Source organism: Nonomuraea glycinis (assembly GCF_014646515.1).
GTDB lineage: Bacteria > Actinomycetota > Actinomycetes > Streptosporangiales > Streptosporangiaceae > Nonomuraea > Nonomuraea glycinis.
The window spans coordinates 84,834-99,823 of the sequence record NZ_BMNK01000008.1 but is presented as its reverse complement, the minus strand read 5'-3'; the positions used below and the strand labels follow the sequence as shown (position 1 = coordinate 99,823).

Below are 14,990 nucleotides of genomic sequence, written 5' to 3'. Positions count from 1 at the left end.
CGCTGAGACGGCCTGGCAGCCGATTCTGACCAGCTGGTCAGGGTTCGCGGTCATCTCATGACCGAAAACTTGCCAGGCGAGGGGTGTAGCGGCCCCCGGGCCCGATGACCGTAAGATTTCGGCCGTGAAGTCACCAGCGACGCTTAAGACGGCCGCCCAGTGGGCCCTGCCGTACTGGACCAGAGGCCCGGCGGGACGCGCGACGCCGCCTGATCTGCTCCGGGTGCTCTACGTCGGATGGCTGGTGGCGTTCTCGCTCAAGGTGCTCGGCTCGGCGTGGGACGTCTCCTGGCACTTCATGTGGCTGCGCGACGACCTGGCCCCGCCCCACCTGCTCAACTCCGCGGGCACCGCCATCGTCCTCGCGTTGACGATCATCCACGGCTACACCGGCTACGGCGTCGACCGGGCGGCGCTGCGGCTGATCCAGTGGGGCACCGGCGTCTTCCTGGTCGCGGTGCCGCTCGACCTGATCAACCATCGGGTCAACGGCCTGGACATCACCTCCTGGAGCCCGTCGCACCTCGCGCTGTACATCGGCACCTTCTTCATGATCGCGGGCGTGGTGCGCGGCTGGTTCGTCAGCGCGTCCCCGGGGCGGACGCGCACCGTGATGCTGGGCGCGTTCCTCGCCTTCTTCCTGGAGAACGTGCACTTCCCCGAGCAGCACCAGGAGTACGGCATCCTGTCGCTGGGGGCGTGGAACAACGGCGTCGTCTACGCCGAGAAGATCCTGCTGGACTTCGCCGCCGACCAGATGGGCCGCCCGGTGGACCACATCATGGTCACCAACTTCACGCTGCCCGTCCCCGACCTCCTGTACCCGGTGTACGCGGTCGTCGTCGGCGTCGGCGTGCTGGTGGCCGCCCGGATGATGATCGGCGGGTTCGGCGCGGCGACGCTGGTGGCGGCCGCCTACGTGGGCGTCCGCGTGCTGTTCTGGCCGATGCTCACCTTCACCGGCTTCCCGCCGTCGGCGCTGCCGTTGTTCCTGGTGGCCGCCGGGCTCTGCGTGGACCTGGCCTTCCTGCTGCGGCATCCGCTGGTGCGGGCCGTGCTCGGGTCCGTCGTGGCGACGGCCGCCGTCTACGGCGGCCTGGTCGCGCAGAGCACGCTCATGGGACCTGTGTACGACCTGCTCATGGGCCAGGAGGACCTGCTGGGGGCGCCGCCCCTGGCCACGGCGTCGGCCGTCTGGGCCGGGCCCGGCCTGCTGGTCGTCTGGCTGGCCTGCGAGTGGTACGCCACCCGGCGTCAGCCGACGGCGGCCCGGGTGATCGCCACCGCCACGCCGTAGGCCAGCCCCATCACGGCCAGCTCCGCGGTCGCCCAGCCGGCCACCGTCGTGGCCTCGCCCCTGCGGATGCCGGGCATCAGCCGGAACCGGATGTGCGCCGCCAGCGGCACCAGCAGCACGGTCAGCGTCACCTTGGTCAGCACGAGGAGGCCGTACTGACTGGTCAGGATCGCGCCGGGCAGCTCGACGCCGGGCGTGAGCGCCATCGTGCCCAGCCCGCTCACCAGCCCGGACATGGCCACCATGAGCAGGCAGACGGTCGCCAGGCGGGAGAAGCGCGGCAGCACGACGGCCAGCAGCTCCCTGCGTGAGGCGACGAACACGACCGTCGCGACCAGGCCGCCCGTCCACGCGGCGGCGCCCATGACGTGCACCTCCATCATGATCATGATGGGGTCGTGCCAGACGGAGTTCACGGCGTGCCCGGTCACGGGGATGGGCAGCAGGCCGAACAGGGCCACGATGATGCGCAGCTCGGCCGGCACCTTCTCGCCGAACCGCACCGCCATCAGCCCGATCCCCGCCGCGGCCAGCGCGCAGGCGGCGCTGAAGAGCAGTCCCTGGCCGGTGCCGACGGTGTCCACGTAGGAAGCGATCATGCCGAGGGTGGGCACGCTGCCGGGGTTGAGCTCGGCCGTCTGGAGCACGATCGTCAGCAGGGCGCAGACGGCCCACGCCCAGGCGGCGGTGACGGTGAGCGGCCGCACCCGGCGCATGACCGGCTCGGTCCTGTCCGGCGCGTCGAAGCCCAGCAGCTTGGCCAGCAGGCTCAGCCCCACCACGGCCACGGCCGAGACGTCGAGCAGCACCCGCACCACGGGCAGCCCCACGGTCACGATCGCCCCGGGCATGGGGATGCCGGGCACCGCCTCCTGCGCGGTGAGCGTGCCGGCCACCACGGTGGCCACGACCGCGCTCACGGCGAACACCCCGGCGCTCAGCGACCCGCCGACCCGCTGCTCCCGCGGGGCGTCGGTGACCGTCACGCGCGCGCTCCCTCTCCGGGCCGAACCGGCGCGTCATCGGACCCGCCCTGGTCATCGGGGGAGGTGCGCGGGCCGGCTCGCCGTAGGGCCACGGCGGTGCCCGCCGCGAGCACCAGCAGGGCGGCCACGATCCACACCACGGCCATGCCCGCCCCGCCGTTCGCGGCGGCCTCGGCCGCCGCCGCTCCGGCGTCCGTCCCGGCGCCGGTCTCCTGCGGGGCCGGGGCGGGGGCGCCGCCGCCGGCGAGGGTGAAGTCGATCTTGCCCGTGACCGGGTGCCCGTCGGCCGACAGGATCCGGTAGCCGACCACGTACGCCCCGTCCGCCGTCAGCGGCTTGACCTTGACCGTCACCCGCTCGGCGGCCACCGTCGCCGCCCCGTCGGCCCACGCCGACCCGTCCGCCCCGGTCACGCCGATCTGCGCGTAGCCCTGGCGTACCGGCTGGTCGAACACCAGCGTGATCTGCTGGGGCGGGGCCGACAGCGCCGCCCCGTCCTTGGGGTCGCTGCTGATCAGCACGTTGTGCGCCTGTGCGGGGGGAGCGATCCCCAGCGCCGCGCAGGCGAGCAGCAGGACCGTGACTAGCCGCCTCACCGATCAAACCCTTCCGTGGTCGCGTCCGGACCCGTATATGCTCCCATCCCCCGGTGCGGCCTGTTCGCCGCCCTGCACCCCGGGATCGCTCAGAGGTCCTCCACGGCCACGCCCAGTTCCATGGCGGCCGCCGTACGGACGAGCTGGGTGACGCGGCGGCGCGACAGGAGCTTGCCGTGCACGTTGATCTGGATCGCCAGCCCGTCGCTGAGCGCGAAGATCCGCCAGGTGGCGGCCTCCGGGTCGGCGCAGGTGAAGACGCCCGACTCGACGCCGGCCTCGATGATGCCGCGCAGCACCACCCGCCCCTGTACGTCCAGCCGCCGCGAGGTCTCCTCCAGCTCGTCGCTGCGCATCGACTCAGCCCAGGCGTCGATCCACAGGCGCCAGCCCTCGGGCGAGCCGGTGGGCGAGCAGAGCCGCAGCAGCGCCCGCAGCCGATCCAGCGGTGGCCGCTGCGACCGCTCGACGCCGTTCAGCGATTCCAGGTGACGCCGGGCCGCGTACGCGAACGCCTGGGCGAAGAGCCGATCCTTCGTTTCGAAGTGATAGAAGAGCAGGCCCTGGCTGACACCGGCGGCTCGGGCGATGTCCATGGTTCGGGTATGACCGAAACCCTGAGCCGCGATCACCTCGCATGCGGTTTTCAACAAATCCTCGCGCCGTAACCGGCTGAAACCTGGAGTCACATGTAGTGACTTTAATCATTGCGCAAAGTCATTTGTAGGACAAAGCGGGCACCAGGGGCGGAGTCTTCGATCGTGAGAGAGACGTTATGTGCGCGCGCTATCTCGCGGGCGCTGGGCCGCCCTGTCGCAGCGGCGGTCGCAGTGCGGCTCAGTCCTGCCGCAGCGGCAGTCGCAGCACGAACCGGGCGCCGCTGTCGGAGTCCTCGATGGTGAGAGTGCCGCCGTGCGTCTCGGCGACGTCGCGCGCGATGGCCAGGCCGAGCCCGGTGCCCCCGGCGTCACGGCTGCGTGAGGCGTCCAGCCTGGTGAACCGCCGGAAGACCTCCTCGCGCTGTTCGGGCGCGATGCCCCCGCCGTCGTCCAGCACTTCCAGCGTGGCCTGGTCGTTCTTCCGGACGGAGACGTAGATCATCTTCTCCGCGTGCCGCTCGGCGTTGTCGAGCAGGTTCGTCAGCAGGCGGGCGAGCCTGAGCCGGTCGCCGGTGACCGTCACGCCGGACTGAAGCGTGATGACCATCAGCTTGGAGCGGTGCCTGGCGGTCTCCATGGTGACCAGCTCCGCCAGGTCCACCGGGTCCTTGGCGGCCAGGGTGCCCGCGTCGAGCTTGGCCAGCGTGAGCAGGTCGGCGACCAGGGCCTGCAGCCGCTCCAGGCTGGCCAGCAGGGCCTGGCCGGTCGCGGGCCAGTCGGTGTCCTCCGGGTAGAGCAGGGCCTCCTCGATCCGGGTGCGCATCGCGGTGATCGGGCTGCGCAGGTCGTGCGAGGCGTCGGAGGCGAACCTGCGCTGCTGCTCCATCGCCGCCTCCAGCCGCTCCAGCGTGTCGTTCGCGGTCACGGCCAGGGCGCGGATCTCGTCGTCGGTGGCGGGCACCGGCACGCGCATGCCGCCGCCGCCGGCGGCGATCTCGGCCAGGTAGGTGCGGATCCGATCCACCGGCGCGAGCGTGTCGGCCACGATCCGCGAGACGCCGAACCAGGTCAGCGCCACCAGCCCGAACGAGAGCACGAGCAGGGCGGTCGGCAGGCTCGGCGTGACGTACCAGGGGATCATCTTCTCCGTGCTGTACACCAGCCAGTCACCCGACGACCGGTAGGCGCGGAAGACGGCCAGGACGTTGCACTGGCCGGGAAACGGGGGCAGGTCACACCTCTCCTGGAGCAGTCTGGTCCCACGGGGCGGCTCGAGCGTGCTCATGCGCGGCGCTCCGGCGAGGTCCGGCGTCGAGGACGCCACCCGTCCCTGGCCGTCGATCGCCTGGATGCTGGGCTGGCCGGAACGCAGCACGTCGGGCAGCCGGTCCCGCTCGATCAGGTGGATCACCCGCAGCGCGGCGTTCGTCACCGCGGCCCGCTGTCCCTCGGCGGCCGTGGCATGCACTATGTAGAGCACGAGAGAGCTGACCACGACGCAGAGCAGCGCCATGGCCACGGTGGCGAGCACCGTCAGCCGCGCGCGCACGGACGTGCCGAACCGCTTGATCACACCTTTCCCCCCGGTGACCAGGTGATCACACTAAGCCGCATCGTTGCCAGTTAACGGAGATTCAGCGACAAATCTGGATAAAGCACCACCAGAGCATTGCTCTGTACGCCCTCCGCGCCGCTGGTTAGAGTAAGTGGGCACTGATGCCGAGGAGTCGACGTGAATCTCACTGATTACCGCCGTACCGCCAGGGCCTGGCTGGTGGCCAACACCCCGTCGGACGACCGTCCGCAGGGCGATCCGACCGCCCGGGCCAAGGAATTCATGGCCAAGCTCTACGACGCCGGCTACAGCGGCATCACCTGGCCGCGCCAGTGGGGCGGCCAGGGCCTGACCCAGGCCGAGGAGCGCGCCTTCGCCGCCGAGGCCACCCACTTCACCCTGCCCCTGTACGTCTTCTCCATCGGCCTCGGCATGACCGGCCCCACCCTGGTCGACCGCGGCACCGACGAGCAGCGCGCGCGCTTCGTCCGGCCGCTGCTGCGCGGCGAGGAGATCTGGTGCCAGCTGTTCTCCGAGCCCGGCGCGGGCAGCGACGTGGCCGCCCTGCAGACCAGGGCGGTGCGCGACGGCGGCGGCTGGATCGTCAGCGGCCAGAAGGTGTGGACCTCGGTCGCCCAATACGCCGACTGGGGGTTGCTGCTCGCCCGCACCGACGTGGACGTGCCCAAGCACAAGGGCCTGACCATGTTCGTGGTGGACATGCGCCACCCCGGCGTCACCGTCAGGCCGCTCCGGGACATGAGCGGCCGGGCGAACTTCAACGAGATCTTCTTCGATGACGTGCCGATCCCCGACGAGCACCGCGTCGGTGAGGTCAACGACGGCTGGAGCGTGGCGGTCACGACGCTGCTGCACGAGCGGCTGTCGATCTCGGCGGGCGTCGGCATGGGCGGCCAGAAGGACAACCCTGCCTCCGTGGCGGCGCTGCGCGAGGTGCTCGACACCAGCGACCCGCTGGTCCGCGACGAGCTCGTCGAGCTGCACATCCGCTCGCGCGCCCTGGCGCTGTTCAACCAGCGCCTGGCCCAGGAGACCAACGCGGGTGTCTTCCCCGGCGCCCGCGGCAGCGCCGCCAAGCTGCTGCTGGCCGAGCTCTACCTGTTCCAGGCCGACCTCGCCACCCGGCTGGCCGGCCCCGCCTCGGTCGTCGGCGGCCACCCGCTCGGCCACGCGCTCAGCCTCGCTCCCGGGATGGCCCTGGGCGGCGGCACCAACGAGATCATGCGCAACATCATCGGTGACCGCGTGCTCAACCTGCCGCCCGAGCCGAGGGTGGACAAGACCGTGCCGTTCAAGGACCTGAAGGTGGGGACGCAGACGTGAAGCTCGTACTCAGCCAGGAGCAGCGGGAACTGCGCGCGGCCGTCCGCGCCTTCCTGGGCGCGGCCTCGCCGCTGCCCAAGGTCCGCGAGGGCTACGACCCCGAGGTGTACGCGCGCCTGTCCGGCGAGCTCGGCCTGTCCGGGCTGATCGTCGCCGAGGAGTACGGCGGAGCCGGCGCGGGCTTCGCCGAGCTGGCGGTCGTGCTGGAGGAGACCGGCGCGGCGCTGCTGCCCGGCCCCTTCCTGGCCACCACGTTCGCCGCCATCGCGCTGGCCGAGGTGCCGGACAAGGAGCTGCTCACCGCGATCGCCGAAGGCCGGATCGCCGCCACCCTCGCCCAGCCGTCCATCGACCTCATCGCGGACGAGGTCGCGGGGGAGTCCGCCACCGTCACCGGGACACTGGCCCAGGTGCTGTCCGGCATGGAGGCCGACGTGCTGGTGTCGCCCGCCCTGACCGGAGACGGTGTGATCATGGTCGCCGTCGAGCTCGCCGGCGAGGGCGTCACCAGGACCGCGCTGGAGACGCTCGACCTCACCCGGGGCCAGGCCAGGGTGGAGCTCGCCGGCGCCCGTGCGCGGGTGCTCGGGCCCCGCACCGAGGGCGGCGTCGGCGACCGGCTGGCGGTGGCGCTGGCGGCCGAGCAGCTCGGCGTGATGCGGGCCGCGCTGGACGCCATCGTGGCGTACGCCAAGGTCCGGGTGACTTTCGGCCGATATATCGGCTCCTATCAGGGCGTCAAGCACAAGCTCGCCGACATGCACTGCAAGCTCGAACAGGCCGAGTCCATCGTCCGCTACGCCGCCTGGGCCGCCGACGAGTCACCCGGCGAGCTGCCCGAGGCCGCCGCGCTGGCCCAGGCGTACGTCGGCCGCGCCTGCTTCGAGGTGGCCCGCGACCACCTGCTGCTGCACGGCGGCATCGGCTACACCTGGGAGCACGACGCGCACCTGTTCTACAAGCGGGCCAAGACCGACGAGGTGCTGCTCGGCCCGCCCCGCGTCCACCGCGCCCGCCTCGCCGAGTCCCTGGGGCTGTGATGGACGTCAGCGCGCTGCCCGGCTTCTACGCGATCGCCCAGGCCGACCCCGACCGGCTCGCGGTGATCGACACCGACGGGTCGCGGACCACCTACGGCGAGTTGCTCGCAAGGGTCGACCAGGTGTCACACGGGCTGCGCGACCGCGGGCTCACCACCGGCGACGTCGTGGCGGGCGTGCTGCCCAACGGCCTCGACGCGATCGTCATGCTGATGGCCACCGGGCAGCTCGGCCTGTACTACGTGCCCGTCAACTGGCATCTGACCCAGGCCGAGGTGGCGTACATCCTGGATGACTGCGACGCCAGGCTGGTCGTGGCGGGAGAGGCGGAGGCGGCGGCCGTGCCGGGGGCCGAGATCGGGACGGACCGGCTGGCCGCGGGGCAGCCGGCCACCGCGCCGGAGGAGCGGGCCGCCGGGGCGGTCATGTGGTACACCTCCGGCACCACCGGCTTCCCCAAGGGGGTGCAGCGCCCGCTGCCGGGCGCCGCGCCGGAGAGCATCGTGCCGCTCTACACCTGGTTCCTCGGCGAGGTCCTCGACCTGCGGCCGGGCGACGGCGTGCACCTGGTGACCTCGCCGATGTACCACTCCGCGCCGTGCGCCCACACGCAGTTCGCGCTGCATCTAGGGCACACCGTGGTGATCGCGCCCCGGTTCGAGCCGGCCGCCGTCCTGGAGCTGATCGACCGGCACCGGGTGACGAACGCGATGATGGTGCCGACCATGTTCCACCGGATGCTGCGCCTGCCCGCGGAGGTCAGGCAGCGCTTCGACGTCTCCAGTCTCCGGCAGGTCATCCACACCGCCGCCGCCTGCCCGGTCGCGGTCAAGCAGGCGATGATGGACTGGTGGGGGCCGGTGCTGTACGAGTACTACGGCTCCACCGAGTCCACCATCGCCTTCGCCGTCCGGCCGCACGACTGGCTGGCCAGGCCCGGCACCGTGGGCCGGCCCGCGCCCACGTTCGAGGCGAAGATCCTGGACGCGGCGGGGGAGGAGGTGCCCGTGGGCGAGCCCGGCCTCATCCACGTCAAGTCCGGCCTGGGCGCCTTCGAATACCGCAAGGACCGGGCCAAGACCGCCGCCAGCATGCGCGGCGAGTGGTACGCCCCCGGCGACATCGGCTATCTGGACGAGGACGGCTTCCTGTTCCTGTGCGACCGGCGCACCGACCTGATCATCTCCGGCGGGGTCAACATCTATCCCGCCGAGATCGAGGCCGCACTGCTGGAGCACCCGGCGGTGGCCGACGTGGCCGTCATCGGGGTGCCGGACGAGGAGTGGGGCCACCAGGTGGTCGCCCTCGTCGAGCCGGCCGAGGGCGTCACGCCGGGGCCCGAGCTCACCGCCCGGCTGCTCGACCACTGCGGGCCGCGGATCGCCAAGTTCAAGCACCCGAGGGTGATCGAGTACCGCGAGCGGCTGCCCCGCACCCCCACGGGCAAGCTGTCCCGTTCCAAGGTCAGGCAGGCGTACCTGGAGGCGCGCTGACGGCCCCGCCGACCGCCCGGCCGTAGCGCTCCGCCAGCAGTCGTACGGCGTCCGCCAGCTCGGGCGGGTCGAGCACCTCGAAGTCCACCCCGAGGAGGCCGACCCAGGCGGCCATCCCGACGAGGTCGTCGCCGCCCAGCCGGAGCAGGCAGGTGCCGTCGTCGACCGGCTTGACGTCCAGCTCGGGGGAGGACAGCCGGGCCCGCAGTTCCGCCGCGGAGAGGTGCACGCGCACGGTCCCCCGATGCCGCCACATGGCGGTGTTCACGCCCTTCTCCACGAACGCCGCCACATCGCCGTCCGCGGGCAGCTCGCGCGCGGTGAAGCGGGGACCCGTCGGCGTGCGCGGCCTGAGGCGGTCGACCCGGAAGGTCCGCCAGTCCTTCCGCTCGCTGTCATAGCCGACGAGATACCACCGGCCCCGCCGGTGCACCAGCCGGTACGGCTCCACGTCCCGCACGCTCCCGGCGCCGTCGTGTCCGGTGTAGTCGAAGCGGAGCCGCTCGCGGTCGCGGGCCGCGTTCGCGATCGTGGTCAGCACCTCGGGTGCCACCAGCGGCGACCTGCCGGGGATCTGCACGGTGAAGGCGTTGAGCGTGCCGACCCGCCGCCGCAGCCGGGACGGCAGCACCTGCTCCAGCTTGGCCAGCGCGCGCACCGACGACTCCTCGATGCCCGCCACACCGCCGCCCGCCGCCCTGCCGAGCCCGACGGCGACCGCCACGGCCTCCTCGTCGTCGAGCAGCAGCGGCGGCAGCGCGGCCCCGGCGCCCAGCCGGTAACCGCCGGCGACGCCGGGCGTGGCGTGCACCGGGTAGCCGAGCTCGCGCAGCCGATCGATGTCGTTGCGGATCGTCCTGGTCGAGACCCCGAGCCGATCGGACAGCTCGGGGCCGGACCACTCCTTGTGCGCCTGGAGCAGCGACAGCAGCTTGAGCAGGCGGGCCGAGGTTGTCAGCATGCCTGCCAGTCTGCCCGCTATCGCGGCAAGGTGGCTTCCGCGTTGAGCACGGTCAGCCGCCGAAGATCCGCTGGATCTGCTGGAACACCACGATGACGGTCAGCGTGCCGAAGAAGGCCACCGACCAGATCAGCGCGCCGAGCCGGTAGGAGCGGACCTTGATGGCGTCGGGCAGCGACCTGCGGTTCAGGATGATCAGCAGGATCGAGTAGACGAACATCATCACGGCCGCGAAGCTCGCCGAGAACACGAGCAGGATGAGCGGCTGGTCGAAGCCCGCCAGCAGGATGAGCGTGCCGACCACCGCGGCGCCCCAGACCAGCAGGAAGTAGATCCGGTTGACCGAGATGGCGCGGTCGCGCAGGTAGACGGTCTTGAGCACGTCCGAGGCCAGCCGCGAGGTGTAGTCGACGATGCCCATCGCCGAGGCGAACAGCGCCAGCGCGCCGATCACCCAGAACAGCACACCGAACCACGGCGCCACGACCTCCTGCAGCACCTGGCCCTCGACCTGAAGGAAGTCGATGCCGTTGGCCAGGCCCTCCCGGCCGAACACGGTGGAGTAGGCCAGCATCGACATCAGCGCGATCGTCAGGAACGACACCAGCGCGAACGTGGACGCCTGCTCGATGTTGGCGAAGCGCCACCAGGCCCGCCAGCGGTCCAGGTTCGCCTTCGTGGGCGCGAACTGGAAGCCGGTCGACGCGGCGGCCTCCTCTTGCCCGGTGACCGGACTGACCAGGCGCGGCACGTACAGGCCCATGCCGAAGCCCTTGTCGCGGATCCAGTTGCTCTGGCACAGGTTCTGCCCGCCGCCCGCGCCCGCGTAGGCGATGGCGCCCATGAGCAGGGCGAAGTCCAGCGGCGGCACCGGGAACTGGGCGCCGACGGTCAGGCCGCGGCCGAGCTGCACCCAGCTCTCGGCGGTGATCGCGAAAATGATGGCGACCACCACGAGGATGATCACCAGGCCGATCTTGACGAAGATCACTCGTTCCAGCGCGTTGTAGATGACCGGCGCCAGCGTCAGCCCCAGCGCGATCACCAGCAGCATGCCGATGGCGATCCAGCGCACGCTCTCCTCGCCGGAGCCGGTCAGGTAGGTCACCATGGTGGCCGACGTGGTCACCCACCCCGGCCAGACGTTCGAGCCGAGCGTCATGAGGACGAACACGAGCCCCCAGTGTTTCCACATCCGGCTGAACCCGGTGAGCGCGGTCTCACCGGTGGCCAGCGTGTAGCGCTCGATCTCCATGTTGAGGAACCACTGGGTGACGATGCCGATCAGGGCGCCCCAGATGAACACCAGGCCCACCTGGGAGGCGATGTACGGCCACAGGATGAACTCGCCCGAGGCGAGTCCGACCCCCGCTCCCACCAGGCCGGGGCCGATGATGCGCCACTGCGACCGAGGCGGGTCGGGCAGATCACGGATGGCGACGGGGGGTAGGACTCGCGCAGGAACCGTTGGAGTGAATTCCGTCATGCGGCTCTCCTTGCTCGCTTTCCTTAACGCCACATTACAGAGACCCGAAACTCAGGTGGAATACCCCGGTCAACGATGATTCAGGATGTATTTTCCGTCGGTGGTGAAACCCGTGACCCGGGCCCCTTGGCCGAGCGGCCCGCCGAGCGCCTCCCGTACGGCCAGCCGCCACTCCCGCGCCGCCGCCGGATCTTCCCGCCGCAGGGTCTCGATGTCGCGCGGCGTCGCCACCAGCACCACCGGGCCGCGGACCGCGGTCACGACCGGCCGCTCGTCCACCGCCTCCAGCGCGCTCGGCCACGCCGGCGCGACCGCCTCGCCGCCGGGCGGCTCGGCCAGGTGCCAGACCGCCAGCAGCCGGTCCGACTCGTCCCCCTCGTTGATCGCGTCGACCATGACGCCGTAGAAACTCCTCAGGTACGCCTCCGGCCTGGCGCCCAGCTTGACCAGGTTGAAGTGCGCGTTCCTGCGCACCAGCGGGTCGAACGTCCAGGTGATCCGGTCCAGCCCGCGCTCCCGGCACCAGGCGCGCTGGTGCAGCTTGAGCGCGTGACCGACACCGCGTCCCATCACCGCCCCGGTGACGTGCGAGTGCAGCGTCCGATCCGCGGCCAGGAACCCCACCGACGCGCCCACGAGGGCGTCGCCCTCGAAGGCGCCCGCCACGTACCCGCCCGTGTGCGAGAAGGCGACCAGCAGCTCCATCGGCACGGGCGCGTTGCCCGGTTCGGGATGCCAGATGTCGTCGAAGAGCCGGTACACCCGCTCCCACTCGGCGAACTCCCGCAACTCGCGGATCACCACGCCGCCGCGCGCGGCCGCCTCCGCCGCCAGGTCTGTCACGAGGTCGTCATACCCACCTCGTGCCCACCGAGGTCACGCCAGCAGCTCGGTGAGGAGCCGGTGCACGTTCCCCCCGATGATCTTCTGTACGTCCTTGTCCGGCAGCCCGCGCCCGAGCAGCCCCTCGGTCACCATCGGCAACCCCGCCGGGCCGTCCAGGCCGGGCACCGCCGCGGTCGGGTCCAGGCCGTAGGAGTGCTCACAGCACGGCGGCGTCAGCTCCGTGATCACCTCGCGGACGAAGTCCGGCCCCATGCCGACGTGGTCGATCCCGGCCACCTCCGCGACGTGCTCGATGTGGTCGAGCAGGTGGTCCAGGGTCGCCTCGTGCTCGCGCTCGTGGAGGAACCCGGCGAAGAAGTTCACGCAGACCACGCCGCCCGTGGCGGCCACGCCGCGCAGCTGCTCGTCGGTGAGGTTGCGGTGGTGGTCGCGCAGCGCGCGGGCGGCGGAGTGGGTCGCGATCAGCGGCTTGGTGGCCAGCTCCAGGACGTGCGCCACCCCGGACGCGCCCAGGTGGGAGATGTCGAAGACGATGCCGAGCCGCTCCATCTCGCGCAGCGCGGCCACGCCGTCCGAGGTCAGCCCGCTCCCGGTGGCGTCCTCGCCGCTGCCGTCGGCCAGCGGCGTGCGCCCCCAGTGCGCCAGCGAGGCCACCCGCACGCCCAGCCGGTGCAGGGTGGAGATCAGCTCCACGCTCGCGTCCAGCCCCGGCATGCTCTCCATCGCCAGGACCAGCGCGATCCGCCCGGCGTCGAGCGCCGCGTCGATCTCCGCCGCGTCACGGCACAGCCGTACGTGCTCCTGATTGCCCTCGGCCAGCACGTGGGCGGCCTCGATCATCCGCAACGTCTGCCGCAGCGACCCTTCCGGCCGGTAGCCGTCGTCGATGAACACCGGCAGGACCTGGAGGTTCACCCCGCCGTCGAGGAGCTGCGGCAGCCAGCGCTCGCGGAAGAAGGCGGACCACTGCGCGGGCGGCCGCGCCGCGACGGCCATGAGCAGGTCGTTGTGGGTGTCGGCCACCAGGGAGCGCTGGTGCAGAGAGGTCGTCATGGCTCGGACGCTACCTCGTGCGCCCGGCCACGGACATGTGGCGCCGTACGAGATCCCCCGCCCCCCATTGGCGACGCGTCACACCTGCCTCCCGCCATCGGCGGGCGCGCCGCACCTGCCTCCCGCCATCGGCGGCGCGCCGCACCTGACCTCCCGTCGTCCGCGGCGCGTCATACCTGCCGGTACGCCGGTCTCGGTGGTCTCGCCGTCAGCCTGCGGTACAGCGTGGACGGGCCGGGCCAGTTGTTGGTGATGCGGCCCTCCGCCGTTTTGTACCAGCTCTGGCAGCCGCCCCACACCATCCGCGCCATCGACGCGTCGAGCTGGGCGCGCCAGGCGGCCATCACCTCCGGCCGCACCTCCAGCCGCCTGCCCGGCGACAGGTACGGCAGGCACGCCATGATGTGGTTCACCTGGCACTCGATCATGAAGACGATCGAGTTGTGCCCCAGGTTCGTGTTGGGGCCGTACAGCATGAAGAGGTTCGGGAAGTTCGGCGCGGAGATGCCGAGATAGGCCTCGGCGCCGTCCGCCCACTGCTCGGCGAGGTCACGGCCGCCGCGTCCGGTCACCCGCATGGGGGAGAGGAACTCGGTGCTCCTGAAGCCGGTGGCATAGATGATCGTGTCCGCCTCGTGGGCCGACTCCGCGGTCTGCACGCCGTTCGGCGTGACGCGGACGATCTTGTCGGTCACCACGTCGACGTTGGGCCGGCACAGCGCCGGATAGAAGGCGCTGTCGATGACCACCCGCTTGCAGCCGACCGGGTAGTCGGGCGTGAGCTTGGCCCGCAGGCGCGGATCGCGTACCTGGGCGTGCAGGTGGGCCAGGGCGCGCTTCTTCAGCAGGTCGCGGCTCCAGCCCTGGGCGAGCGCCGGGTAGAGGGCGTTCTCGGCGTAGCGGTAGGTCCACTCGCGGTAGGCGCGCTGGAGGCCGGGGAGGTAGCGGAAGGCCTGCCTGGTGGCCGGAGGGAAGGTGGCGTCGGGCTTGGGGATCACCCAGTTCGGGGTCCGCTGGAACACCTCCAGGCGCGCGGCCCGCGCGGCGACATGGGGGATGAACTGGGCGGCCGAGGAGCCGTTGCCGATCACGGCCACCCGTCTGCCGGTCAGGTCGTGCTCGTGGTTCCAGCGGGCCGAATGGAAGGACGTGCCGTTGAACTCCGCCATGCCGGGGATACCGGGTAAACGGGGGCGGTTGAGCTGGCCCACGCTCATCACCACCACGTCGAACGCCTCGGGCTCGCCGTCGGTGGTGAGATGCCACTGGGAGCCGTCGAACGTGGCGGCGGTGACTTCAGCCCCGAACCGGATTTTTCGCCTGACGCCGTATTTATCGGCGCAGTGGTGTAAATATCCGAGAATTTCGGCTTGGCTCGGATAGCGGCGGGTCCAGCTCGCGTACTTCTCGAAAGAGTACGAGTAGAGGTGCGAGGGGATGTCGCAGCCCGCGCCCGGATAGCCGTTGTCCCGCCAGGTGCCGCCGAGGTCACCCGCCTTCTCGAACACCGTGTACGACCCGATCCCGGCCCGTTCCAGCCGGATCGCCATGCACAGCCCGCCGAACCCCGCTCCGATGATCGCGACCTTAGGTGTCATGCCGGCCCTCCACCCGCGTCAGGATCCACTTACGGTACGTCGGCCGGCGCCCCGTGCCCACCCCCGAACCGTCGCGGCCCGCGCCGGGTACACCCCCTGAACCGGCGCGGCCCGCGCCGGGCACACTCTCCGAACC

Annotated in this window: 13 protein-coding genes; 4 read left to right on the top strand and 9 right to left on the bottom strand. The window is 71.3% G+C overall.

The window, feature by feature from the left end; translation table 11 throughout:
* Nucleotides 1-124: 124 nt before the first annotated feature.
* Nucleotides 125-1,297, top strand: coding sequence for a hypothetical protein (locus IEY87_RS23065; protein ID WP_225277551.1), 1,173 nt, complete (start codon nt 125-127; stop codon nt 1,295-1,297).
* On the opposite strand, the gene IEY87_RS23060 is transcribed toward IEY87_RS23065, so the two are convergent.
* The 4 genes from IEY87_RS23060 to IEY87_RS23045 form a co-directional block, all read right to left on the bottom strand.
* Nucleotides 1,255-2,283 carry a CopD family protein gene (locus IEY87_RS23060; protein ID WP_225277552.1) on the bottom strand — a complete coding sequence of 343 codons (1,029 nt, stop codon included), beginning with the start codon at nt 2,281-2,283 and terminating at the stop codon, nt 1,255-1,257. The two genes, IEY87_RS23065 and IEY87_RS23060, sit on opposite strands and share 43 nt — an antisense overlap.
* Nucleotides 2,280-2,879 (bottom strand): copper resistance CopC family protein, encoded by a 600-nt coding sequence (locus IEY87_RS23055; protein ID WP_189140828.1) that lies wholly within the window; start codon nt 2,877-2,879, stop codon nt 2,280-2,282. The genes IEY87_RS23060 and IEY87_RS23055 overlap by 4 nt, the downstream gene beginning before the upstream one ends.
* A gap of 89 nt (nt 2,880-2,968) precedes the next feature.
* Nucleotides 2,969-3,568, bottom strand: coding sequence for a TetR/AcrR family transcriptional regulator (locus IEY87_RS23050; protein WP_189140827.1), 600 nt, complete (start codon nt 3,566-3,568; stop codon nt 2,969-2,971).
* A gap of 148 nt (nt 3,569-3,716) precedes the next feature.
* Nucleotides 3,717-5,051, bottom strand: coding sequence for a sensor histidine kinase (locus tag IEY87_RS23045; RefSeq protein ID WP_225277553.1), 1,335 nt, complete (start codon nt 5,049-5,051; stop codon nt 3,717-3,719).
* A gap of 159 nt (nt 5,052-5,210) precedes the next feature.
* Here IEY87_RS23045 and IEY87_RS23040 point away from each other — a divergent pair, with 159 nt between their 5' ends.
* From IEY87_RS23040 to IEY87_RS23030, 3 genes are read left to right on the top strand one after another with little or no spacing between them, the layout of a single operon-like run.
* Nucleotides 5,211-6,377: an acyl-CoA dehydrogenase family protein gene (locus IEY87_RS23040; RefSeq protein WP_189140826.1), complete on the top strand. Its 1,167-nt coding sequence runs from the start codon at nt 5,211-5,213 to the stop codon at nt 6,375-6,377.
* Complete coding sequence (locus tag IEY87_RS23035; protein ID WP_189140825.1) at nt 6,374-7,417, top strand: acyl-CoA dehydrogenase family protein; 1,044 nt, start codon at nt 6,374-6,376, stop codon at nt 7,415-7,417. Before IEY87_RS23040 ends, IEY87_RS23035 begins: the two co-directional genes overlap by 4 nt.
* Nucleotides 7,417-8,910, top strand: a complete 1,494-nt coding sequence (locus IEY87_RS23030) for an AMP-binding protein (RefSeq protein WP_189140824.1) — start codon at nt 7,417-7,419, stop codon at nt 8,908-8,910. Before IEY87_RS23035 ends, IEY87_RS23030 begins: the two co-directional genes overlap by 1 nt.
* Here IEY87_RS23030 and IEY87_RS23025 read toward each other — a convergent pair.
* From IEY87_RS23025 to IEY87_RS23005, 5 genes are all read right to left on the bottom strand, one after another.
* Nucleotides 8,882-9,871: a helix-turn-helix transcriptional regulator gene (locus IEY87_RS23025; protein ID WP_189140823.1), complete on the bottom strand. Its 990-nt coding sequence runs from the start codon at nt 9,869-9,871 to the stop codon at nt 8,882-8,884. The two genes, IEY87_RS23030 and IEY87_RS23025, sit on opposite strands and share 29 nt — an antisense overlap.
* 52 nt (nt 9,872-9,923) lie before the next feature.
* Nucleotides 9,924-11,357 (bottom strand): Nramp family divalent metal transporter, encoded by a 1,434-nt coding sequence (locus tag IEY87_RS23020; protein ID WP_189140822.1) that lies wholly within the window; start codon nt 11,355-11,357, stop codon nt 9,924-9,926.
* A gap of 69 nt (nt 11,358-11,426) precedes the next feature.
* Nucleotides 11,427-12,200, bottom strand: coding sequence for a GNAT family N-acetyltransferase (locus IEY87_RS47005; RefSeq protein ID WP_189140821.1), 774 nt, complete (start codon nt 12,198-12,200; stop codon nt 11,427-11,429).
* A gap of 33 nt (nt 12,201-12,233) precedes the next feature.
* Nucleotides 12,234-13,256 (bottom strand): dipeptidase, encoded by a 1,023-nt coding sequence (locus tag IEY87_RS23010; RefSeq protein WP_189140820.1) that lies wholly within the window; start codon nt 13,254-13,256, stop codon nt 12,234-12,236.
* Nucleotides 13,257-13,426: 170 nt separating this feature from the next.
* Nucleotides 13,427-14,854: a flavin-containing monooxygenase gene (locus IEY87_RS23005; RefSeq protein ID WP_189140819.1), complete on the bottom strand. Its 1,428-nt coding sequence runs from the start codon at nt 14,852-14,854 to the stop codon at nt 13,427-13,429.
* Nucleotides 14,855-14,990 lie beyond the last annotated feature (136 nt).